Below are 22,135 nucleotides of genomic sequence, written 5' to 3'. Positions count from 1 at the left end.
AATGACCGCAACGGATTATCTCAACGACCTCAATCAACGTTACCTCGCGATTCACCGCACCAAAGAAGATTTCTTTTGGGAAACTTACATGGGGATCAGCGATGACCATGATGGCTCGACGCAAGCACAAACGGCGTGGACAAGCTTTTTGAGCAACGCCGAGCAAATTACTGCCATCAAACAACAGCTTGAAGCCGCGGACTCAATTACCGACCCACAAGAGAAACAGCAAACCATTACGGGTCTTTCTGGTTGGCTGGCGATGTTTGAATCTCACGCAATCGAGGGCGAAAAGGCACAAGCGTTGAAAAATCAGCTCATTGCCTTTGAAGCTGAGCTGTTCGAGAAAAAACAGAACCACGTACAAACGTTTACCGATGAAAACGGCAAGCAAGTGGAAGGTTCACTGCCAGTATTGAGCTCAACCATTCGCACCAGCAATCATGAAGAAGTTCGCCAATCGGCTCATCAAGCGTTGCTGAACCTTGAACAATGGCTACTGCAAAACGGCTTTATAGAACTGATCAAACTGCGCAACCAGTTCGCTCGCTCACTGGGTTATGCGACCTTCTTTGATTACTCCGTGCAAAAAACGGAAAAGATGAGCTCTGAGCAGCTATTCGAGATTTTGGAAGATTTCGAACAACGCACGCGAGATGCGCACCTAAACAGCTTAGAAAACTTGGCGAAAGAGAAAGGCGCAAGCGCACTCACTGGCTTCAACTTTGTTTACTCGTTCGCGGGTGACGTCATGCGTGACCTTGACCCATACGTGCCGTTCTCTAAATCTCTGAGACGCTGGGTAGAATCGTTTGGTCGTCTGAATATTGATTACTCTGGCGCGACGCTAACGCTTGATTTATTAGACCGCAAAGGTAAGTACCCGAACGGGTTCTGCCACGGCCCTATCCCTTCTTTCTACAATCAAGGCGAATGGGTCGCAGCGCAGGTGAACTTCACCAGCAATGCCAAACCAGACCAAGTGGGCAGCGGCTACGATGGCATTAACACGCTGTTCCACGAAGGCGGCCACGCAGCACACTTTGCGAACGTAAAAATGAACGCGCCTTGTTTCTCGCAGGAGTTTGCGCCGACGTCAATGGCTTATGCAGAAACTCAGTCGATGTTCTGTGACAGCCTGTTAACCGATGCCGATTGGCTAAAACAGTACGCACTGGATGATGAAGGGAATTCTGTGCCTGATGAGATTATTCAAGCGATGATCAACAGTCGTCAGCCATTCAAAGCTTATGAAGAACGTAGCATCTTGGTTGTACCTTACTTTGAGCGCGCGTTATATCAACTGAGCGATGATGAGTTAACACCAGAGCGCATCACTAAGCTGGCTCGCGATTGTGAAAAACAGATCCTTGGTTTGGAATGCAGCCCTCGCCCACTGATGGCGATTCCACATTTGCTATCCGACGAAGCGGCTTGTGCGTATCAAGGTTATCTACTCGCGCACATGGCGGTGTATCAGACCCGCGCATACTTCCTTGAGAAGTTTGGCTACCTGACGGATAACCCAGAAATTGGCCCACTGTTGGCAAAACACTACTGGCACGCAGGCAATCACTTATCGCACAACGAAACCATTTTCAGCCTGACTGGCGAGGGGTTCAATGCTAAGTACTTGGCAGATGTATGTAATCTATCGCCAGAGCAAGCGTGGGAAGTACAGCAGAAGAAAATCGACTCACTTGCAACGCGAGAACGAGCACCAGTCGCTTCACTGAACGCGACGATTAAAGTCGTCGACGGCAGTAAAGAACTGGCAAGCAACGCCATCTCTGACGAACAAATGTGTGACGATTTTGAACGTTACATCATAGAGACTTACGGTCGATAACACGCCAAGAGCCAGAAGCCACGCTTCTGGCTTTTTACTATTAAGGCACAACAAAAGGAAGCGCCATGCATCAACAAATCATCAAGTTCTGGTTCGAGGAGCTAACGCCTCAAAACTGGTTTGAAAGCAACCCAGAACTGGACAAACATATTGCGTCACGATTTGCCTCGGTACTAGAACAAGCCGCTCGTTGTGAACTGTTTAATTGGCGTGACAGCGCACAAGGACGATTGGCCGAAATCATCGTCCTCGACCAGTTTTCACGTAATGTGTATCGCAACACCCCAAAAGCGTTTGCGCAAGACCCGCTCGCATTAGCATTGGCTCAAGAAGCAATTCGGTTAGGACACGATCAAGAATTAGCGCCTGAGCAGCTAAGCTTTTTGTACATGCCGTTTATGCACAGTGAATCTCGCCTCATTCATGTCGAAGCTGAGAAATTGTTTCGCGCATCAGGGCTTGAAAATAACTACGATTTTGAGCTAAAACACAAAGCCATCATCGACCAATTTGGACGTTACCCACATCGCAACGCCATCTTGGGTAGAGAAAGCACTCCTGAAGAGTTAGCATTTTTGCAGCAACCCGGCTCCAGCTTTTAACCATCAATAACAACGAGAACGTTGAATGAAATTAGACGCCATATTGTGGGATTACGATGGGACACTCGTAAACTCTGTACCGAAAAACATCGACATCACCAAAGCGATCTTATCCATCGTTGCCCCGCATTTAACTGGCAATAATTTACCGAAATATCTCCATTCAGAAGCCAACTATCACTACGCAAACCACGCGGCGAAAAACTGGCAAGAGCTGTACGTGGATTACTACGGCATGTCCCATGATGAAATGCTAAAAGCTGGCGGTTTATGGGCAGAGCATCAAGAGAAAAACCAAACACCAGTAACCCTGTTTGAAGGCATTGATGGCGTTATTAAAGAGTTTGCGCAGCTGCCTCACGGCATTTGCTCTCAAAACTCACAAAGCAATATTCGTCGAGTGCTGTCCGACAACGGCATCAGCGCGCCGTTTAAATCCGTCGTCGGGTATGATGACGTCTCGAACGGACACCAAAAGCCCGATGCGTACAGTGGCATCAAATGCGTTGAGTCGATTTTTGGTCACGCAGAAAATAGACAGCTGATGTACATCGGTGACCATGAAGCCGACACGCAATTCGCACGCAACATCGAACAGCAGTTGGGTGGCCAAAGTAAAGTGATTGCCGTTGCAGCAGCGTACAGCGGCGCAATGCCAGAGCATTGGAGCGTGCAACCAGATTACGTGGCAAGAACGGTTGACGAGCTGTTTTCGATTATTGCTCAACACACGTAATTTTTGACTGCGGTTTAAGGTCAACACCTTGAATGCCAGCGCTCACCTTGCCCTTTCAGACATTGAAACAATTTTAGCCACTACACTGGAGGCCCCATGGTTACATGGCCATGTTTATTGAAACTCGATGGCGACGATGAACTTATCTATTTGCGTTCTCATGCCGATCTTGATTCCGAATGCGAAGCGCTCATTTTGGGGCCAGATGATTACGTAATTGACTCAAATGGCAACACGTTCGGGTTGCAATACAACGATTCGAACACCACCGTTTTACAACCGGAAGAACGCACTCTGTCCGTCGAGGAAGTTACGTCACTCATCCAGTCGCATGAGTTTTGTCTCGCACAAAGGTGCATCATCAAAATACACTTCACCTCGGTACAGCAAGCAGTTGAGGCATTAGCCAATTAACTCGAACTTGGCTCATGTTGATTACATAAAATTATTATTTTTATAATTTATGATAATTTCATGTAATTAAAACCGCGCCATATACTCTCCCACATCGAAACAAAACAACGTTTAAGCACACATGTTGGGAGCAAACAAATGAAAATGAATCATGTCGGTATTATGGTCGGAGATATGGATAAAGCGGTTGAGTTTTACACGCAAGCGCTTGGTCTAAAAGTCGTTATGGGCAACACGAAAGTGATTGAAGAACGCGAAACCGCAATTGGCAGAATGTGTATTGCAGTCTTTGGTGAGGGCTTTAAAGGCTTCAACATTGCGCATCTAGTGACAAGCGATGGCATCGGACTTGAGTTATTTGAAATGAAAGAGCGTCAAGAGCGCCATGAAGTGGATTTTTCTCGCATCGGTATCTTCCATTTCTGTTTGCAGACAGACGACTTTGAAAGTGCAATCAAGCGCACTGAAGCGTTGGGTGGCAAAGTTCGTATGGACATCATGCGTTACCACCCAGAAGACGATAACAAGCCTGCGAAAATGGTTTATCTAGAAGACCCATTCGGCAACCTGTTCGAGCTTTACTCGCACACTTATGAAGAAACTTACGCTTCTGAATACGAGTAATTACATCAAGTAATACAACCGGGATCAGTGCGTTATTGAACCCGGTTGTTCAAACCGTTTCACCAACCATTGTTACGACTCAATGCCTAACGACTTCATCAACGATTCAACGGTATTGTTAACCCACAATATCAACGGATCATTACGGCGCTTTACGCTGTAAACGTAACCGAAGTTACCCTCTAATTTCGGCAGCGCGTCATCAAATTCGATAAAAGAAAAACGCTTATCTAACTGATTGATCAAGTGACGCGAACAAGGAAACAGCACATCGCTATCCGCAACCAAATTCAAAATGGTGTTGATGTGCGTGGTACGCAGTTGAATTCTTGGGACAACTGAAAAAGGCTGTAATAAGCGCGAGATGTGATCTTCTTTTTCATTCCAATGTTGGATGATGTGAACCGCGTACGCGTACTCTGAAATGTCATCCAAATGCATGCGTTTGCCACCATGCGGATGCGTCGCGCGGCAGGCCAGAGCAAAGTCGTCCCGCCCACCTTTTTTCTGAACCAGATGTTTCGGCAACTCCATAGGGAAATAGTTGATACCAAAAGCGATTTTACCCGCATCAATTTTGTCTGGCGTGGTTTCCGTCCAGTCTTCGATCACCAAGTTCATAAACGGCGCTTCTTTGGCTAGCAGCTGAGTAAACGCGGCAGAAAACCATTGTGCAATGGACGAGTTGATCGCAACACGCAGAACACTGCTTTCGGTCGCAGGATCAAAACTATGAGAAACATTCACCAGCTTGTCGATGTCGTTGATGATCCCAGAAAGCTGCGCTTTGATCTCTTCGGCTTTCGGCGTGAGCTCCATATTGGTGCCCTTACGCACGAAAATGTCGTCGTTAAACAAATCCCGAATTTTACGCAAGCTTCGGCTCACAGCAGGCTGGCTGGTGCACAAACGCTCCGCAGCCGTTGTGGTGTTACGTGTTTCAAGAATCACTGCAAGCACCTTGAGCAAATTGTAATCAAAGTTCATCAACATTATCTCTTTAGCTTTTCTCAAAGTATATCACTTTTGATATAGACTAAATACTCACAATTCATTTCTGTAATAAACGGGTTAACGACTAAGCTTAGCTGGAAACATATCCTCACAACCAAATGGATGAAACCAGCCATGAAACAAAAATTACTCGTTACTCTATTGGGATTATCAGCGCTAGGTGCCAGCCCTGTATTTGCGGCTAACACCAATGTTGATCTTGCAGAAGATGCTTATATCTACGGCTACTCTATTGATGAAGCGTATAAGTTTTTCTATCACACGGCGGTAGAAAACAACTATCCGCTCAACCGCTTTCAGAATATTCGTGCTCTAGCTGATGACTCTTACACTGCTCACCCAACCATTAATAACGATACGCTTCACCTTATGGGCTGGTTAGATGTTGCTGCAGAACCTGTCATTGTGAGCGTGCCTGATATGGATGAAGGCCGTTACTGGATCTTGCATACAATGGACATGGGCCACTACACCAACGCAGCGTTCAGTTCTCGTACTCGCGGCACAAAAGGCGGCCAGTTCATGTTTGCAGCACAAGATTGGCAAGGAGAAGTGCCAGCTTCTGTCGACGAAGTGGTTCGCGTAGACAGCAACCTTGTGAAGCTGATGGGTCGCATCATGGCAGTGAATGACGAAGATGCGAAAGTCGCGCTTAACTACATGGACCAATGGAACATTCGTACCCTATCGGAATATTTAGGTAAGAACGGGCCAAAACCAGTACAAAGAACGTATCCAGATCCAAAAAATTCAACATGGCTTGAACGCGTGAACTTCGTGCTATGTGATGGCTCGATGGGCAATGCAGACAAACAGTGGTTGGACAAATACCAATCTATCGGCGTTGAACCATGCAAAACTGACTTCACACCTGAGCAGCTAAAACTGGCAAAAGTTGGTGAGAAGAAAGGCATGGAACACCTCGTCGAACTTGCACCTAAAATGACAGATGCTCGTACGTTGCTTGGTACACGCGATACCTTGGGTGATGCGCCACGCGATATTTTTGCAGAAGGTACTTACCTTGGTCAGTGGGGTTTACCACCTATCGAAGCGTCTTACCGTAAATCAGATTTCGACAGCACTGGTCAAAAACTGGATGGTTCGAAGCATGATTACGTGATGCGCTTTAAAGCGCCGAACGTCAGCGAATTCTGGTCTGTTACTATTTACGGCAACGACAACCGTTTGATGGCGAAAAACGACCTAAACCGTCACAGCCGTGGCGACCGAACCATGAAAGCGGACAAAGACGGTTACTACACCATTTACATGAGTGCGAACGAGAAAGACCGAGCAGACGATCCAAACTTCTTGCCAGTACCTGAAAAACCGTTCTACGCCATCATGCGTTTTTACGGCGCAGACGATGCAATCCAAAGTGGTGAGTATCAAATGCCTGAAATCAAAGTAGTTAAATAATTCGTTTTAACGAACCACTACTCTGTCGCCTCCTTAGCTCGTAAGTGCGTTAAGGAGGCTTATTTCAAGGTGGGTGCCTAGGGCGAACATCTAGCCCAAAAATCAAAGAGACGCCCACTGAATCTAGTGATTATTTTTATTTAGGTATCGTATGGATTTTAATCTAATCCAAACCTTTTTAATTGTTGCTGAATATCAATCTTACTCTCGCGCCGCAGAGCACCTAGGGCTAACTCAGCCAGCGATTAGCGCATCCATGAAGCGTTTGGAAAAAGAAACCAACAAATCGTTATTTGTGAAGGATGGGCGACAAATCAAACTCACTTCTGTAGCGCATCAGTTGCTACCTAAATTTCATCAGGCGTTTGCGATGATCAATGATGCCATTTCCGATCAAAGCACTTTCCGCCTGAGCTGTAACGAAGCGCTGCTCCACCGCATCACACCAACCAACACGATCAGCATTTGCGCCGATACGGATTTACCTTCGTTATTGAATGATCTACGACTTAAACAGATCGATTTGATTATTAGCCCAACGACCATTCATGACCCATCGTTTATCAGTGAATCAATTTTTGAAGAGCCAATGGTGGTGATTTGTCGTCAAGATCACCCACGTATCGTAGGAAAAATCGAACAAGAACAGTTTTATTCTGAAAAGCACTGTCGGTTTGTCGGAGACGAAGACTTCCCAGTTAGCGACACCGAAGTTCACCAGCCAGGGCTGCAAGAGCGTGATGTGGAAATGATGACAACATCGCTCTCTGGCATGATGCTCTATGTAGCGAAACACGATTGCTTAGGCGTGCTTCCCCTGTCTTTGGCGCAGAAATGGCAATCGGCTTTGAATCTGCAAGTCATTCAAACTCCAATGTTTTCCGAGCCAGTCAGCTATAAACTGATTTTCCATAAACGAGATGAATCCAGCACTTCCCATCAATGTTTGCGAGCTTGGGCGCGTGACCAATTTGCTACAGGCCTAAACGCCTGACTCGGTCGCACATCAAGGCGTTTCGCCAAAAACTCTTTCTCTCTTCTTAAACGCACTCTTTATGACTAAATGCGCATATGTTAAAAATGGCTTAACGATCAATATGGACGTTCAGGTCGTATACTTTTCCATAACCGCACAAAAGGAGTGAAGCATGCCCACCAACAACCCAATCGCAATCCAAGCACTTGATCATGTTGTGCTAAGAACGTGCAACCTCGACGCCATGTTGCATTTCTATCGAGATATTTTGGGCTGCCCTGTCGAGCGCGAAGTAATGGAGCTTGGTTTAACCCAGCTCAGGGCTGGTAACGCATTGATTGATGTGGTGACGGTGGACAGCGAGTTAGGGCAACTTGGCGGAAAGCCACCAGTTCAAAATGGTCGTAATATTGACCATTTTTGCCTGCAACTAGCGCCTTTTTCCGAAAATGAAATACTTGAATATCTGCGTTCGAACGGCATTGAAACCGAAGAGTTTGCGAAGCGGTATGGCGCACAAGGGTTCGGTAGATCACTCTATATACATGATCCGGAAGGAAATGTCGTCGAGTTAAAACCTCAAGTGATTGATGAGTAAGCTACACTTAACTGTGTTCCTGACCATTTGTTTCTCATCATTGTAGAAGGCTCAAAAAATGAACGCGATCTCGTTAGTCCAAGGCGACATCACCACCGCACATGTCGATGCCATCGTGAATGCAGCAAACCCGAGAATGCTCGGCGGAGGTGGCGTCGATGGTGCCATTCATCGCGCAGCAGGGCCTGCGCTTATCAATGCGTGTTATGCCGTTGATGATGTCGACGGTATTCGATGCCCGTTTGGTGACGCACGCATTACTGAGGCTGGCAATTTAAACGCGCGTTACGTCATTCATGCCGTTGGCCCGATTTACGATAAATTCGCCGATCCAAAAGCGGTGTTGGAATCTGCATATCAACGTTCGCTGGATCTCGCGCTCGACAAGCATTGCCAAAGTGTGGCACTGCCTGCGATTTCTTGCGGAGTGTATGGTTACCCGCCCCAAGAAGCAGCAGAAGTCGCGATGGCCGTTTGCCAAAGACCGGAATACGCGGCACTCGACATGCGCTTTTACTTGTTTAGTGAAGAGATGCTTTCGATTTGGCAACGCGCCCTGACCCAGCACTAAAATCTGTGTGACAAGAGACATAAAAAAACCGGACTGCCAATACAGTCCGGTTTGTCTTATTTATCACTGAATTATCGTTCGTTAAGCGCTACGAATGCTAGGGGGGTCATCCAAAGCGCCTAATGTGTGCGATCTAGTTTTTGAAGAATCCGTTGTACATCATGTACAAATGCGCCGCAGACCAAGAGAAGTTCGACGCACCTTGTACCGCGCCCGTCTCTGGGTTGTAGTTTTCACGGATTGGCATGTCACCCGTCATACCTTCTGCGTTGTTAAACAACTCATTCGCCATTGCAATCGCTTCTTCTTTGTAGCCGTAGTTTTCCATTGCACGGAAGCCAAAGTACACTTGGTCTAGCCACACGCGACCACGCCAGTACACATCTTTACCGTAAGCAGGGTTGGTTTGCGATGCGGTCGGCAAAGGTACTCCCGTTCCTTGGAATTTATCTGGCGTGTTGAACTCGTCTTGATCACGCATCACCGCGATCACTTTATCGGCATGCTCTTGCGTTGCTGCACCATTAAACAGCGGCGACCAACCTTCAGGGCCACGTCCACGCTCTACAATCGGCAAACCCGCACAGCCATTTGCAAGAGGCGCAGGAGTAGTGCCATCTTCAGCCACATTTAAGTGAATGTCGTAGAAAAATCCTGTACTTTCATCAAACATACATTGGTTAATGTACGTCTTGATTTTTTCCGCGCCATTTAGGAATTCTTGCGCTCGATCTTTACCTTCTACGCCATCGGACACCAACTTCGCCATTTCCGCTAAGTATTTGTTGTCTGAGTACATGTAAGAGGCTTGATCCACCGATTCTTGCAGCATAGAGAAGCCAAGCAGCTCGCCGTCCGCAGCGTTATTGTTGGTGCGGTTTTCTGCAAAACGAACTTCCCAATCTTTCTTCGCTAGATCGAGTTTCGCTAAGTTTTCCGCTGACGTGTTGCTGTACACCCACTCTTCGCCTTCCAGCTTGATGCTGTTATCAAAGCCGTACGCACTTGCCGCGTAGCGACCAAGTTGATCCACATTTCTGTCTGGATTGCTGATGTCTTCAGCTTGCGAATTCATATTGTGGATGTTGTAGATAAAGCCAAAACGAGCCGCGTTATCCATGCCCGATTCCCAGCCCGCCGCTTCTTGTGCGCCAACGTGAATCGTCATGTAATCCACTTTATCGAGAATCTTATTGTAAGACGCCATGCCTTTTACTTTATAAGAATTGCCGTTTTGCTCGATGATGTCTTCTGCAGGAATAATGGTCGTGAAGTTAGGATCGCGCGTTTCTACCCAAACGTACATCACGCCTTCTTCCGTGTTGTGTGCTGGGTCCACTGCCGCGCCGTATTCAGGCACACCATTTTGGTTGTGGTCGCGGTTTGATAGCCACCAATCGTGGTATGCCACCAACTTCGGATACATTTCATCAATGAATTTTTGCGCGTCTTCTGGGCGATCAAACTGGTTCACGAGAGCGTGATACACCTCCATCACAGACCATGCCGCCAACGATGGTTTCGTATTGCGTTCGTTCCAGTTTTCAGAGCCAGCACCACCACGACTAACAGGTTTGGTGTACGTCAATACATCCAGCAAGTAGCCTTTGTCTTGCGGACGAATCTTGTCATCAGCTTGAACTTGCTCTTGGAATACCGTGCGAATGTTGTCCATCGCAACATCTGGGTTGAAATGCGCCATCGCGTACGCTTGTTTCCACGAATCCCACGGCCATGTTAAGTTACCAGAGAACCAACGCGCAGTGACCGATGGCGTGACTGTCGCTTGTTCAATGTCGCCCGCCGCAGAGCGCCAGTTACCGTTTAGGGTCTCCATCGCTTTTACCGCTACGCGAGCTTGGTCTGCTGTCGCTTCTTTGTTGATAAGACCATTCGCTAAATAGCCGTCCCAACGCGCTTTCGACGCTTCCATGTATTGAGTTGGATTCGCCAATACATCTTGCAATTTCAACGATTCTAACTGCACTTCTTTCGCATTGTGCAGGTTAGAATACGCCGTATAAACCGCCGATGTTTGCTCAGCTGGTAGGCTCATCTCCGCGGTAGAACTGAATGAGGTTTCGTTGGTGAACGTCTTCGTCGGTAGAGAACGAGTAATGCGGAACTCGGCATCGCGGTCATTACGGATCGCCCAGTTGTCTTTCATCTCGCTAAAGTTAATTTTAATGCCGTTTTCGATGGTCGAAATCTGGCGCTTGTAATCTGGGTAGTACTGCGCCACGGTTTGGTCTTTGCGCGTCGACAGCGCGTATTTCACCAACTCGCCGTCCCACTCCAACGCCAAGTTCATATCACGATCAGTTTTGTTAGTGATGAGCGTTTCCACCAGCGAAGAGCGGTCAGTCACGAAGCGCAGCACCATTTGCACGTGAATATCGTCCAAGTCCAACACCTGCACTAACGCACCTGGAATGGAATAGACTTTCGCTTCTGCGTTCGATAAATCGTAAGTTTGGCCACTCACTTTGTCGGTCAACGTGAGCTTGTCGAACGTTTGGCCAGACATAAAATGCGCGTACTCTTGCGTCACTTGCATAATACCGCCGAAAGCGCCATAACCCGCCGCATCTTCAGGTAGCAAATGGCCATGCCACGCGCCGTTGTCCGTGAGTGCATTGTACTTCAGGTTCGAATAACTGTCGTAATCACGCAGGTAAGTTGGATTACCAGTGCGATCAATCACGTTAGTAAATTCTGACGTTGGCGCCTGTGGTAAACGGATTTCAGTTTTATCATTGGAACCACATCCAACAAGCGAAATAGTAGCCCCGATCAGAATGGCAAGTGTGCTCTTTTTAAACATACTTTTTCCCTATTATTTACGTTATTTTTATATTCTCATTTATATAAATGAGTGTTTTTAGTGTGCAGAAGCCCGGCTCGCACTAAATAAGCACAAGCTTCCGATAATTATTCTTTTATTTTTCTTTAGCGACAGTGATGGATTTTAATAAATCGCCATTAATATTCGGAATTGTGTCAGCCAAAAATATCTGATTACCAGGTGTAAAAGTGAGTAAAACGTTTTTTAGGCGTTGACTGTTTTCACTGGTTTTATTTTGAACATCAAACTCAATTAATTTGTTGTACACTTCATTTGCCAGTTTTTCTTCTTGTTCTTCGGTAATCGCAATACGTCCAACACAAATTGGAGGTCGAATATCGTGGCTAAACACTTCTTCACGAAAGCGCTGTGCAAATAGCGAGTCTAAATTTGAACCTTCTTCAAAAATAAAGCGGCCTGTATCTTTAAATTGATAGTGTTTATCCCCTTTCAGTTCAATGTAATCCATCATTTCTAGTGCACGTAAATAGAGCGCAACGGAAGTATCACTCAGCTGGTATCTCCGAGCGATCTCTTCTAAAGACCACTCAGGTCGACGCAAAAGATAAAGAAAATCAAATAAGTGAGGATATTGATGGAAAATCTCACTGTTGGTGTCGGTGATAAACTGTTCACTCTCTTGCTGCAGCTGCTTACCTCGCATGGATAACTCAACCAAATCCGTATCAAGGTGCGTGGCGTACAACAAGATTTTATCTAAACCAAGAGACGTATTGTGAAGCTGCCTTTTTATAGTAGAAAGCGGGATTCCAAGTCCAATAGAAAGCTCGGAATATCCAATGCCTTTTTCTTTTATTTTTTCTCGTAAAGCAGCAAGTAAATACGTTGCAGAATTATTCATCTAACAATGCCTGTATTTTATTTATTCAGCATCCATGATGATAAATTCAAGAGAGTCCTACTCTTGTGATTTTGGTCTCAATATTCTATCTTGTTGGCGTAAAACATATCTTATCCATTAAATTTTTTACTTTTCTTTAACTGGATGTATTTTACCCAATCTGAACAAGTTATGGACATTGCTCTATGGGCTTATCAAGATAATAGTCAGTATAATTGTTTTGAAGAGTAAAATTAAGATGGCAAAGATTTTTACTAAAACTTTTCTGATAAGAGCGCAAATTTTCATATGAAAAGTATCAAAAAATGACACCAATCGATTTATAAAAGCGTGAGATCACAATTGGAAAGTGAACCTATGGAAATTTTGAATTTCAATGACCAGTAAAAACCTTGTTATATTCTGAAAATAACAAGGTTAATTTATAAAATAATTATTGAAGTAAGATCATGTTATTAAGTAAAAATTATATCTGGCTCACATATTTCTTTTTCTCGCCACCATTGTTTATTTATATGTTCTTGATGAACGTAAAAACTCTCCCCCGGCATTGGCGTCAGCAGCGTTATATGTTCTTTTTGACAATGGGTAAGCAAATCTAAAATCGGTTCGTCCCAGCGGTGAGTAAACAGTTCGTATGTAGCCCAATGTACTGGCAACAGTTTTTTCGCATTTAAATCGCGAAACGCTTGCACGGTATGATGAGCCTGCATGTGCCCCCAGTTTTCGACCGGATAACCTTGGTCTTTCACATCGGCAGCCACTTCCAAACAGGCAATGTCGATTGGCCCACATCGCTGTGCGATCTCAGAAAAGTGCGAATCGTAAGCTGAATCGCCACTAAAATAGAGCGTCTCTTCTTTGCCTTTGATGACCCAAGAAGCCCACAAGGTCGAGTTTTTATCGAAATAAGTACGACCCGAATTATGGTTAGCGGGCGTACAAATCAGTTCGATTCCAGCATAGTGCACGCTATCCCACCAATCGAATTCCACGATGTTGTCTGCGCAAACGCCCCATTTTATCAGATGCTTGCCAACCCCTAAGGGCACATAAAACGTCACGGGTTTATCGGCGTAGAAACGTATGGTCGACGCTTCTAAATGGTCGTAATGATCGTGCGAAATCACGATAATTTCAGGAATCGGCAAACAATCTCTGGCGTGAGTATTGGGAATATTGCGTTCAAACCACGCTTTTGCGATGAACGGAGAAGCGTAATCAAATACCGGATCGGTCAGAATTCGAATGCCATCGACCTCCACCAGCATAGTGGAATGGCCCAGCCAAGTAAGGCGCATCGATTCACTTCGCTGCGCAAACTGCGTGGGTTGAATTGGGGAATGTGGCAGATGTTCGTTAGGACTCAACGGTGTTCTACCACCAAGATAACTCCAACAAACCTGCCAGAACGATTGCGGACTAGGGACATTTGGCATCTCGTTTTTAACGCGGCCGTTTTCAAATTGAGGCGAGTGGTGAACACGGTGCGCCAACTGCGCATGGTAGGTTTGAGGCGGAATCAGTGAACTTGGCTTTTGTGTCTTTTGTTCACTCGTTAGGTATGTGCGCTTAAGTATCGTCTCAGACATATCGTTGTTTTGTCTCGCTTGCGAACGCTCAACAGTAGGTTTATTAAAACGTGCGTGTATGTCTATTTCGTGACCAAAATGAGGTGTAAGATGAAGATTCAGTTTCAATCAAACGTCTTCTATTTAAGGATACGGTTCTCAAACCTTCTGAATACTGCGTCGGTTTGAAAGGAGAAAACTATGGTGACTTGCAGCCAATACGATTTTATTGAAATCGCCTGTATGTTTAAGCTCCCTATCGAGATCACACTAAAAAATGGTGAAACTCATCAGGGCAACGCGTTCGACACAGGCTACGACATGCAGCGACAAGAGTGCTTGTTTTTAGATATGGATGGTGAGCACACCGCTTTCCCGACTGAACAATTAGTCGCAATGCGCGCGCTCAAAGCCAATCCGCATTTTGACGAAGTGACGTTTGAGTAAACGTTCTTCTTTCACTGACGCCGTCCAATAAAAAACGCCTCTCAAGCTGACACAACTTGAGAGGCGTTCTCTTACACGGTTCACCTGAACTTGTTGTTATTCACGCGACCGGATGAAAACTAGCATCGGCATCATGATCACGAACATCACTCCCACAAGCTGGAAGGTGTGCACAAACGCGACCATTTGCGATTGCTGCTGCAACATCTGTTGGTATTGGTCTAACGCAACCGGGTCAGTAATGGAAAGCCCCTGATTGGCCGCCCAGTCATGCAAGTTGGGGTTATAAGGATTAATACCCTCTCCCAGCGCATGCCATTGCTGCTGACTATCTCGATATTGGAACGTGGTGGCGATAGAAATACCAAACGAACTACCAATGGTACGGAACAGATTGTAAATGCTCGCCGCCGCGACAGATTGCTCTTTCGGAATCGTTAAATACGCCAAGGTGGACAGCGTCGAGAAGGTTAAACCAAGCCCCATGCCCTGAATCATACTCGGCATCACAATCCAAAATGTATCGATCTGCAGTGAGTATTGCGTCATCAAATAACTACCAATCCCGATGCAGCTCAAGCCAAAGACTATTTTGATTCTGGGATCGAATTGCGGATTGAGTTTAATCACCAAAATCAACATCGCCGCTGACGCCAATCCACGCGGTGCCATTAACAAGCCAGTGGTTGAGACCGGATAATTCAGCAAGCTTTCCAACAACATCGGTTGTTGAGTCGTCAGACCAAACATCGCCATCGACACCACAGCAATCATCAGCGACGAGACCATAAGATTTCGGTCTTTAAGCAGCCATAATGGCGCTATTGGGCTTTTGGTTTTCCAACTGCGATGGATCCACATGACCAATCCCATGACCGCGAGCAATATCGCCGTCTGAATCATGCGTGAGTTGAGCCAGTCTTCTTCGTTACCTTTATCCAACACAAACTGCAACGCGCCCACACCTAACGCCATGTAACCGATGATCCACCAGTCAAAGTTAGGTTTGGATTTGTTGTCGATATGGATATAGCGATAAATCAAAGAGGTACAGATCAAACCGAATGGCAAGTTGATGTAAAAAATCCAGCGCCAGTTAATGTTGTCGGTGATCACACCACCTACAACTGGGCCCAAAATAGGACCAAGCAAAATGCCGATGGAGAAAATCGCCATCGCTTTGCCTTTTTGCTCATACGGATAGATCTGCACTAACGTCGACTGCGCCAATGGAATCACCGACGCGCCGAAAGCGCCTTGGATAATGCGAAATAGCACCATCTCTTCAAGAGACTGTGCTTGCCCACAAAGCGCACTGGCAATCACAAAACCGATCACAGCAACCAGCATGACTTTGCGTTCACCAAAGCGCGACACCCAGAAACTGGTCATCGGAATGAAGATCGCTTCCGCCATGCTGTAACCCGTCAGCACCCACGTAATTTGGTCTGCTGTTGCGCCCAACGCGCCCATCATGTGCGATAGCGACACGTTCGCAACGGTCATATCGATTAACACCATGATGGCAGAAAGCATCACGGCGACGGTGGCAATCCCCCGTTTGTCTGCCGTAATTTGATGGTTCATTGCACGCTACTTTGCAAATCAATGGTGACTTCTGAGCTCGCACCCACGCGAAGTTGCGGCGCATGAGCCGGTACTTCTAATGCCAAACGTACAGGGAAACGCTGTTTGATTTTAACCCAGTTACCCGTTGCGTTTTCTGGTGGCATCAAGGAGAACGACGTACCACTCGCAGGTGATAGCTGTTCTACCGTTGCTTTCCACACCACGTCTGGGTACATATCAATCACCACATCCGCATGCATGCCAGGTTTAATGTGAGTAAGATCGGTTTCTTTAAAATTCGCGCGTACCCAATAGCTATCTTTTAAAATCACAGGGAACAGCGTTTGACCCACGCTAACGACCGAGCCTACGTGCGTATTGATCTCACCGGCAATGCCATCCACTGGTGACGTAATGTCGGTGTAGCTCAAGTTCAGCTCCGCTTGCGCTAACTGTGCTGCCGCTTGTTGAACAACCGCAGCCTCTGCGCCTTCTTCACCACGGTTCGCAATGGCTTTTTCTACCGTCGCGCGCGCTTGCTCCAGACTCGCTTGGGCATTGGCAAGTTTGTTTTTCGCCGTATCTAAATCTTGGTCCGAGGCCAGTTTGCGTTTCACCAAGGAATCCGTACGTTTGTATTCTACTTGCGCTTCTGTCAGGTTAGAGCGCGCCGCATCTAAGCCCGCAACGGCTTCAGTTACCTGCTTATCGGCAACGTCATGTTGCTGGACCGCCAATTGGTATGCCGCTTTTGCTTGCTTCACTGCCAACAAATATGGACGTGAATCTATCTTCAGCAGTAGGTCACCTTTGTTAACAGATTGGAAATCTTTGACATCCACAGAAACCACTTGGCCTTTTACTTGAGGCGCTACCGACAAAATTTTTGCCCTAACGTAGGCATCTTCCGTGCTTGGATGACTGTCTGAATACTGCCAAGACCAATACATCGCACCAAATGCGATAACACAGAGAGTAAAGAAAAGAGTTTTTACCAGCTTAGATCTGGAGGAAGAATGCTTCGCTATGTCGCCGCTCATTTATATTGTCCACTTGTTCAATTATGTGATCAGTGTAGGACTTTTCGATCTTCCGACAATAAAATGATCTGCAAGGTAAAGATCCAATTTTGCATGTTGCTAAGTGGAGTAAATGATGTGCAATCAAAACGAGGATAAAAAAGAGGGGCAGTCCCCGTAACCGCCCCCAAAGTCATGCCAATAATAGTAATGTGCGTGTAACTACTGGTTTTTCTTAGAACTTGTAACCGCCGCTGATCATAAATACCCAAGGGTTAATTTTGACGTCGGTTTTTTGCTTCGCTCCACCTGCTTTGTAAGTTGCTTCTGTTTCAATGTTTGCGTACCACGCAGCAGCGTTGAGGAACCATTGATCGTTAATCATGTAGTCCACACCAATATTCGCTGCTAGACCGAATGAGTCCTCCAACTTAAGATCTGAAAGGCCAGCGCCTTTACCCGTGCTATTGAAACCCTCATCAAAGAACATGGTGTAGTTGAGACCTGCACCAACATATGGACGGAACTTACTTTGTGGCTCGCCAAAGTAGTACTGCACCATTAGCGTTGGTGGAAGATGTTTGGTGTCCGCGATATCACCAAGACCTAACAAATCTGTTGAGATATCGTGGCTGAATGGTGTTGCTGCTAGAAGCTCTAGGCTGATGTTATCTGTGAACATGTAGCCAAACGTCAAACCAAGCTGCGTATTTGAATCCACTTTCAATTCTTCTTGAGAACCAAGAATCTTATCGCTGCTGTCATTTGGAACGACAGACGCCGCACCAACACGAAGAACGAAGTCACCTTGTTTATGAGCGAAAACACTTGGTGACACGAGTGCAGCAACCACTGCTAGACTGCAGATTGTTTTTTTCATTTTTTATTTCCTTTTATAGGGCTTCGTTATGTCGTACCCAAAGGTGTGCCTGCTGACTGGCCTTAGATTTCAAGTAAACTCATCGCCTTGAAGCACACGGGCATCTATATTTTTTTGAGCTGCGCGCAATCTAGCACATAGAAACCCTACTATTTTGATGGAAATCAATTTGTGAAAAATATAGGTTTTTTGTATAGAGAAACGCCATACCGATCAACAAATTATGCAAATCGGATACAATCCTGTAATGCAAACTGTGCGTGTGAGAAGCTATACATGCTCAACAACACGAATCCTCTCGCTAAGGTCCGTAGACAGCAAAAACTTTTTTCTTCCTCTACGTCTTCTATTTTCAAAAAACCACCTACTTAAAACGCTCATTTGACCCCTTAAAATCGCGATTTGAGGGGTTTGTAAAACACTGAAATACAAGAAGTTATTTTTCTGGAAAATCAGTCACTTGGAGTGCTAGTCTGCTCGCAGCTAAGGAGAAGATATGTTAAAAACCGATCTCATTTTTGAACGAGAAAACTTTTCTCATCACGATTTTCAGAATGCCATCTTTAAAAACTGCCACTTTTATATGTGCAGTTTCGACCATGCCGATCTGCGCGATGCTAAGTTCATCGACTGTCGCTTTATCGAATCCAAAGCGCTAGAGGGGTGTAGTTTTCGCTTCGCGAACTTAAAAGATGCCAGCTTTACAAACTGTATGTTGGCGATGAGCCTGTTTAACGGCGCAAATTGTATGGGCTTGGAGCTGCGTAAGTGCGATCTCAAAGGGGCAAACTTCCAAGGTGCGAACTTTGCTAATCGCGTCAGTAACACCATGTTTTTCTGTTCTGCTTTTATTACTGGCTGCAACCTCACCTACTGTAACTTCGAGCGAGTGTTACTAGAAAAATGTGACCTCTTTGAAAACCGTTGGAACGGAGCGAACCTCGCGGGGGCAACTCTTAAAGGCTCGGATTTATCTCGCTGCGAATTCTCGCCAGAACAATGGGGAGCCTTTAACGTTGAGCAATGTGATCTGACTCATGTCGAACTAGACGGGCTGGATGTTCGCCGCGTTTCTCTGTTTGGTGTTAAAATTTGTGATTGGCAACAAGAGCAATTGCTTGCGCCTTTTGGACTGATCATTATCTAAGGAAAGGCCATGAACCTGTTTAAAGACTTACCGAATAACCTCGACGAGGAAGTGTTCGAAGACCTGCTGACCCACAAAAACCTGCGTATAGAACGCATTGTCTCAACAGGGCAAACCTCGCCCAAAAGTGGCTGGTACGATCAAGAAGAACATGAATGGGTATTGGTTCTTAAAGGAACTGGAGAGCTGACTTTTGAATCAGGTGCAGTGAAACGACTTGAGGCAGGCGATCACATTACGATTCCAGCTCATACTAAACACAAAGTGAGCTGGACTGACCCAACGCAAGAAACCATTTGGTTGGCAGTGTTTTATCAATAAACACAAAACGATCTTAAATCGAAAAATAGGCGCTGAATTTGCTCGATACTACCAAGCCGTCACTGGCACTGTTTGATTTTGATGGCACCATTACCCGAGAGGATATGTTTAGCCTTTTCCTCCACTATTCTGCTTATGGCCTGCGCAAGCGAGTAGGAAAGGTCGCTATCATGCCATTTTATGCGCTGTACAAACTCGGAGTGTTACCCGCTCGTCTTATGCGTCCGCTCAGCAGTTTTATTGCATTTTCAGGGAAAGAAACGCAGCAAATTGAAGCGATTGGCGCTCAGTTTGCCCATGAAGTGATCCCGCTGTACTTACGGCCAGAAGCGATGGAAAGGTTGGCGTGGCATCAACACAGAGGCGATACCATTGTGGTGGTGTCGGCATCACTCAATGCGTATCTCAAGCCTTGGTGTGAAGCGAACGGTTACCGCTTGCTGTGCAGTGAACTGATCTCAGAACAGCCAAAACTGAGTGGCTTTTACCAGCAAGGTGATTGCAGTTTAGAAAGAAAAGTCTCGCGCGTTAAGGCGGCGTTTTCGCTCGACGAGTTTGAGTCTATTTATGCCTACGGTGATACACACGAAGACATTCCGATGCTCAAACTGGCAGACTACGCGATGCTCAACTGGATCGAGTGGAGAGCAAGCGAATAACGATATGTGCTCTGATTTTCAAGACAACCACTCCGCCAAAGTGGTCGTTTTAGACTGAAAAAACAAACCCTTCTCACATGAGAAGGGTTTTATTGATCAGGGCCCGAATAAATGGCTTAACGCCATACACCCCATTGACCCGTTGTGCCTGGTTCCTCACCAGACGTCCACCACTGGGCAGTCCATTCTTTACCGTTGTGCGTCACCACATCACCTTGGTCGTAAACGGCCGTCTTGTCCCATAAGTTGGTTGGTTCAACTGGTGGCGGTACATCCGCTTTGATCAGTGACAACGCATAACTGAAGTCTGCGCTTGGCGCTAATACTTGGTTCGCATTCACGTTCTTACCATCGAACATGTAGTGGTTCATCTCTTGATGCCAAATGCCCACATACCAATCGCCCGTTTGCTGCGCGTTAAATTGATCCGCAATTTCTGCCGCCCAAGTCGTCGTATTGTTTGCGCTGATTGGCAGTGAAATATCAACAATTTCATTGCCTGTCGCATTAAACGTACGGAAACGGATGGTGTCACCCGCTTCTACTGGTCCAAAACCTTGCTGAACAAAGTAGCCCAGAGATGTCAGATTATTACCCGGTTCGGTTGGATCAACGGGGTCAGTCGGCAGCGTCGTACCTGTTCCGTTTAACGTAATGTCACTACAGTTGTAGAAACCTTCACCAGCCACATCAATGCGCTGCCAACGAGTATAAAGCACTGCATCGCCCGAGCGCTCAGCTGGGAAAGTCACCTGTATACGGTAGCGTTTTTCCGCATCAACATACACATCACCTGCGGTGTCGATCAGCTCTAAATCACTCCAAGTAAGAGGCTTTGAATCATCATAGGTCGGCTTGGTGAGATAGAATTCCCAGTATGATGGGTTGTGCGGCGCCTTGCCGTAAAACACCAATTCAATCTGGTTATTTGCATCTGGCGTAACATTGGTGCGCTGCCAGTTTGGAGAAGGAATGTTCAAGCCTTTCTTAGCCGCATCTCCAGCAGAACACAGTTCGCCGTCACGGACTACGGCTTTAACATGCTCCATATCTCGGTAATTTGGTACGTTTGCTGCAATTTCACTGCGTTGCACAAACGGGTAAGCACCAGATTCTTCAAAAGCCGCTTTACACGCTTGGTTGGGGATCTCATTAGTCCAAAAACCACCGTCTAAATAACACGTATTCTGACGAGCACTTGGAAATTCTACCCAGCCGTGGGCGTTGACGTTAAATGAGCTCAATGCGGCAACAGCGCTTAAGCTCAAAAGAGGAAGTGTTACATGTGATTTCATCGTTCATCCTTAAATTTGCTGACTCGCCGCTCATGAACACAAGCGGTTTAAGCAAAACTAGCAGGATGAGATTATTTCGAAGGTGAGAATAAAGGTGGAAATTGTAAGAGTGCCATCTGCTTTCCAGCATTTGTTGTGTACTTATCTCATACTCGACTGACTCTTTCGAGTCACTTCAAATTCATGTGCCACAAAACCATGCCACTCTTGACCGACTAACGTTCGTCTTTCGGTGTGTCCATTACCACCATGGTTGTGATCGACTTGACGTGCTCACACTCACCCAGTACATCGGCATGGAACGCTTTATATGCGGCTAAACTTTGCGTTTCTACGCGTATTAAATATTCATTAGCTCCCGTAATATTGTGACATTCCACCACTTCATCCACAAAGCGCACGTGTTCTTCAAAACCAAGCTGTGCTTGCTTAGAGTGCGAGGCCAAACCAATCGACACATAAGCGACAAAACCCACGCCAAGTTGCTGATTATCCAGTACTGCTCGGTAGCCTTTGATCACGCCTTTACGCTCTAAATCTTGCACTCGGCGTAAGGTTGCAGACGGAGATAAACCAACGCGTTCCGACAGCTCCACATTGGAGATTCTTCCATCTCGTTTGAGCACTTGCAATATTCTTTCGTCAAATCTATCCATGATGATGTTTCATTGCTTATTTAGTTTCTAATCATCAAATAAAAGCACAATATTGACC

General features: G+C 46.1%; 22 protein-coding genes. 13 read left to right on the top strand and 9 right to left on the bottom strand.

Going from position 1 to position 22,135, the window contains the following annotated elements:
• Nucleotide 1 precedes the first annotated feature (1 nt).
• The 5 genes from ACWPOD_RS07755 (at nt 2) to ACWPOD_RS07735 (ending at nt 4,225) form a co-directional block, all read left to right on the top strand.
• On the top strand, nt 2–1,849 hold the full coding sequence (locus ACWPOD_RS07755) for a M3 family metallopeptidase (protein ID WP_419454464.1): 1,848 nt from the start codon (nt 2–4) through the stop codon (nt 1,847–1,849).
• A 65-nt stretch (nt 1,850–1,914) separates the two neighbouring features.
• The gene (locus ACWPOD_RS07750; RefSeq protein ID WP_029838629.1) at nt 1,915–2,451 is read left to right on the top strand and encodes a DUF924 family protein; all 537 of its coding nucleotides are present in this window, start codon (nt 1,915–1,917) and stop codon (nt 2,449–2,451) included.
• 25 nt (nt 2,452–2,476) lie between these two features.
• Nucleotides 2,477–3,187, top strand: coding sequence for an HAD family hydrolase (locus ACWPOD_RS07745; protein ID WP_456231744.1), 711 nt, complete (start codon nt 2,477–2,479; stop codon nt 3,185–3,187).
• Nucleotides 3,188–3,283: 96 nt separating this feature from the next.
• A complete protein-coding gene (locus ACWPOD_RS07740; RefSeq protein WP_024702302.1) occupies nt 3,284–3,601 on the top strand; it encodes a DUF4144 domain-containing protein in 318 nt (105 codons plus the stop codon).
• A gap of 138 nt (nt 3,602–3,739) precedes the next feature.
• Nucleotides 3,740–4,225 carry a VOC family protein gene (locus ACWPOD_RS07735; RefSeq protein WP_025588940.1) on the top strand — a complete coding sequence of 162 codons (486 nt, stop codon included), beginning with the start codon at nt 3,740–3,742 and terminating at the stop codon, nt 4,223–4,225.
• 72 nt (nt 4,226–4,297) lie between these two features.
• On the opposite strand, the gene ACWPOD_RS07730 is transcribed toward ACWPOD_RS07735, so the two are convergent.
• Nucleotides 4,298–5,212: a LysR family transcriptional regulator gene (locus ACWPOD_RS07730; RefSeq protein WP_456231743.1), complete on the bottom strand. Its 915-nt coding sequence runs from the start codon at nt 5,210–5,212 to the stop codon at nt 4,298–4,300.
• 141 nt (nt 5,213–5,353) lie between these two features.
• Between ACWPOD_RS07730 and ACWPOD_RS07725 the strand changes: the two genes are divergently transcribed.
• The 4 genes from ACWPOD_RS07725 (at nt 5,354) to ACWPOD_RS07710 (ending at nt 8,806) form a co-directional block, all read left to right on the top strand.
• Nucleotides 5,354–6,661 (top strand): DUF1254 domain-containing protein, encoded by a 1,308-nt coding sequence (locus ACWPOD_RS07725; protein WP_203534194.1) that lies wholly within the window; start codon nt 5,354–5,356, stop codon nt 6,659–6,661.
• 151 nt (nt 6,662–6,812) lie between these two features.
• Complete coding sequence (locus ACWPOD_RS07720) at nt 6,813–7,655, top strand: LysR family transcriptional regulator (protein WP_203485384.1); 843 nt, start codon at nt 6,813–6,815, stop codon at nt 7,653–7,655.
• Between the two features lie 154 nt (nt 7,656–7,809).
• Complete coding sequence (locus ACWPOD_RS07715; protein ID WP_005391937.1) at nt 7,810–8,235, top strand: VOC family protein; 426 nt, start codon at nt 7,810–7,812, stop codon at nt 8,233–8,235.
• Between the two features lie 58 nt (nt 8,236–8,293).
• On the top strand, nt 8,294–8,806 hold the full coding sequence (locus ACWPOD_RS07710; RefSeq protein WP_046875590.1) for an O-acetyl-ADP-ribose deacetylase: 513 nt from the start codon (nt 8,294–8,296) through the stop codon (nt 8,804–8,806).
• Between the two features lie 133 nt (nt 8,807–8,939).
• Here ACWPOD_RS07710 and ygjK read toward each other — a convergent pair whose 3' ends face one another.
• From ygjK to ACWPOD_RS07695, 3 genes are all read right to left on the bottom strand, one after another.
• On the bottom strand, nt 8,940–11,630 hold the full coding sequence (gene ygjK / locus ACWPOD_RS07705; protein ID WP_140134294.1) for an alpha-glucosidase: 2,691 nt from the start codon (nt 11,628–11,630) through the stop codon (nt 8,940–8,942).
• 115 nt (nt 11,631–11,745) lie between these two features.
• The gene (locus ACWPOD_RS07700; protein ID WP_167427166.1) at nt 11,746–12,513 is read right to left on the bottom strand and encodes a transcriptional regulator; all 768 of its coding nucleotides are present in this window, start codon (nt 12,511–12,513) and stop codon (nt 11,746–11,748) included.
• A 455-nt stretch (nt 12,514–12,968) separates the two neighbouring features.
• Nucleotides 12,969–14,105, bottom strand: a complete 1,137-nt coding sequence (locus tag ACWPOD_RS07695) for an MBL fold metallo-hydrolase (protein ID WP_104972990.1) — start codon at nt 14,103–14,105, stop codon at nt 12,969–12,971.
• 180 nt (nt 14,106–14,285) lie between these two features.
• Here ACWPOD_RS07695 and ACWPOD_RS07690 point away from each other — a divergent pair, with 180 nt between their 5' ends.
• On the top strand, nt 14,286–14,531 hold the full coding sequence (locus tag ACWPOD_RS07690) for a Rho-binding antiterminator (protein ID WP_005460845.1): 246 nt from the start codon (nt 14,286–14,288) through the stop codon (nt 14,529–14,531).
• A gap of 96 nt (nt 14,532–14,627) precedes the next feature.
• Here ACWPOD_RS07690 and ACWPOD_RS07685 read toward each other — a convergent pair whose 3' ends face one another.
• From ACWPOD_RS07685 to ompW, 3 genes are all read right to left on the bottom strand, one after another.
• A complete protein-coding gene (locus ACWPOD_RS07685) occupies nt 14,628–16,118 on the bottom strand; it encodes an MDR family MFS transporter (protein ID WP_167427165.1) in 1,491 nt (496 codons plus the stop codon).
• Entirely contained in the window at nt 16,115–17,140 is a 1,026-nt protein-coding gene (locus ACWPOD_RS07680) for an HlyD family secretion protein (protein WP_167427164.1), read from the bottom strand. Before ACWPOD_RS07680 ends, ACWPOD_RS07685 begins: the two co-directional genes overlap by 4 nt.
• A gap of 214 nt (nt 17,141–17,354) precedes the next feature.
• Nucleotides 17,355–17,999 (bottom strand): outer membrane protein OmpW, encoded by a 645-nt coding sequence (gene ompW, locus ACWPOD_RS07675; protein WP_167427163.1) that lies wholly within the window; start codon nt 17,997–17,999, stop codon nt 17,355–17,357.
• 496 nt (nt 18,000–18,495) lie between these two features.
• Between ompW and ACWPOD_RS07670 the strand changes: the two genes are divergently transcribed.
• The 3 genes from ACWPOD_RS07670 to ACWPOD_RS07660 are packed head-to-tail and all read left to right on the top strand — an operon-like array spanning nt 18,496 to nt 20,126.
• Nucleotides 18,496–19,146 (top strand): Qnr family pentapeptide repeat protein, encoded by a 651-nt coding sequence (locus ACWPOD_RS07670; protein WP_167427162.1) that lies wholly within the window; start codon nt 18,496–18,498, stop codon nt 19,144–19,146.
• Nucleotides 19,147–19,155: 9 nt separating this feature from the next.
• Nucleotides 19,156–19,467, top strand: coding sequence for a cupin domain-containing protein (locus ACWPOD_RS07665; protein WP_048625536.1), 312 nt, complete (start codon nt 19,156–19,158; stop codon nt 19,465–19,467).
• A 38-nt stretch (nt 19,468–19,505) separates the two neighbouring features.
• On the top strand, nt 19,506–20,126 hold the full coding sequence (locus ACWPOD_RS07660; protein ID WP_048625535.1) for an HAD-IB family hydrolase: 621 nt from the start codon (nt 19,506–19,508) through the stop codon (nt 20,124–20,126).
• 116 nt (nt 20,127–20,242) lie between these two features.
• Here the strand turns inward: ACWPOD_RS07660 and ACWPOD_RS07655 are convergent, their stop codons facing one another.
• On the bottom strand, nt 20,243–21,421 hold the full coding sequence (locus tag ACWPOD_RS07655; RefSeq protein ID WP_456231742.1) for a lytic polysaccharide monooxygenase: 1,179 nt from the start codon (nt 21,419–21,421) through the stop codon (nt 20,243–20,245).
• A gap of 215 nt (nt 21,422–21,636) precedes the next feature.
• Nucleotides 21,637–22,077 carry an Lrp/AsnC family transcriptional regulator gene (locus tag ACWPOD_RS07650; protein ID WP_029862756.1) on the bottom strand — a complete coding sequence of 147 codons (441 nt, stop codon included), beginning with the start codon at nt 22,075–22,077 and terminating at the stop codon, nt 21,637–21,639.
• Between the last annotated feature and the right edge of the window lie 58 nt (nt 22,078–22,135).

It is taken from the genome of Vibrio sp. JZG120, from assembly GCF_053890955.1.
Note: the sequence above shows the minus strand (reverse complement) of the source record. Positions and strands in the feature narration are given on the sequence as shown.

Bases quoted from the DNA above. Each gene is read 5' to 3' on its own strand.
- ACWPOD_RS07755 (WP_419454464.1), top strand. From the start codon at position 2: ATGACCGCAACGGATTATCTCAACGACCTCAATCAACGTTACCTCGCG.
- ACWPOD_RS07750 (WP_029838629.1), top strand. From the start codon at position 1,915: ATGCATCAACAAATCATCAAGTTCTGGTTCGAGGAGCTAACGCCTCAA.
- ACWPOD_RS07745 (WP_456231744.1), top strand. From the start codon at position 2,477: ATGAAATTAGACGCCATATTGTGGGATTACGATGGGACACTCGTAAAC.
- ACWPOD_RS07740 (WP_024702302.1), top strand. From the start codon at position 3,284: ATGGTTACATGGCCATGTTTATTGAAACTCGATGGCGACGATGAACTT.
- ACWPOD_RS07735 (WP_025588940.1), top strand. From the start codon at position 3,740: ATGAAAATGAATCATGTCGGTATTATGGTCGGAGATATGGATAAAGCG.
- ACWPOD_RS07730 (WP_456231743.1), bottom strand. From the start codon at position 5,212: ATGAACTTTGATTACAATTTGCTCAAGGTGCTTGCAGTGATTCTTGAA.
- ACWPOD_RS07725 (WP_203534194.1), top strand. From the start codon at position 5,354: ATGAAACAAAAATTACTCGTTACTCTATTGGGATTATCAGCGCTAGGT.
- ACWPOD_RS07720 (WP_203485384.1), top strand. From the start codon at position 6,813: ATGGATTTTAATCTAATCCAAACCTTTTTAATTGTTGCTGAATATCAA.
- ACWPOD_RS07715 (WP_005391937.1), top strand. From the start codon at position 7,810: ATGCCCACCAACAACCCAATCGCAATCCAAGCACTTGATCATGTTGTG.
- ACWPOD_RS07710 (WP_046875590.1), top strand. From the start codon at position 8,294: ATGAACGCGATCTCGTTAGTCCAAGGCGACATCACCACCGCACATGTC.
- ygjK (WP_140134294.1), bottom strand. From the start codon at position 11,630: ATGTTTAAAAAGAGCACACTTGCCATTCTGATCGGGGCTACTATTTCG.
- ACWPOD_RS07700 (WP_167427166.1), bottom strand. From the start codon at position 12,513: ATGAATAATTCTGCAACGTATTTACTTGCTGCTTTACGAGAAAAAATA.
- ACWPOD_RS07695 (WP_104972990.1), bottom strand. From the start codon at position 14,105: ATGTCTGAGACGATACTTAAGCGCACATACCTAACGAGTGAACAAAAG.
- ACWPOD_RS07690 (WP_005460845.1), top strand. From the start codon at position 14,286: ATGGTGACTTGCAGCCAATACGATTTTATTGAAATCGCCTGTATGTTT.
- ACWPOD_RS07685 (WP_167427165.1), bottom strand. From the start codon at position 16,118: ATGAACCATCAAATTACGGCAGACAAACGGGGGATTGCCACCGTCGCC.
- ACWPOD_RS07680 (WP_167427164.1), bottom strand. From the start codon at position 17,140: ATGAGCGGCGACATAGCGAAGCATTCTTCCTCCAGATCTAAGCTGGTA.
- ompW (WP_167427163.1), bottom strand. From the start codon at position 17,999: ATGAAAAAAACAATCTGCAGTCTAGCAGTGGTTGCTGCACTCGTGTCA.
- ACWPOD_RS07670 (WP_167427162.1), top strand. From the start codon at position 18,496: ATGTTAAAAACCGATCTCATTTTTGAACGAGAAAACTTTTCTCATCAC.
- ACWPOD_RS07665 (WP_048625536.1), top strand. From the start codon at position 19,156: ATGAACCTGTTTAAAGACTTACCGAATAACCTCGACGAGGAAGTGTTC.
- ACWPOD_RS07655 (WP_456231742.1), bottom strand. From the start codon at position 21,421: ATGAAATCACATGTAACACTTCCTCTTTTGAGCTTAAGCGCTGTTGCC.
- ACWPOD_RS07650 (WP_029862756.1), bottom strand. From the start codon at position 22,077: ATGGATAGATTTGACGAAAGAATATTGCAAGTGCTCAAACGAGATGGA.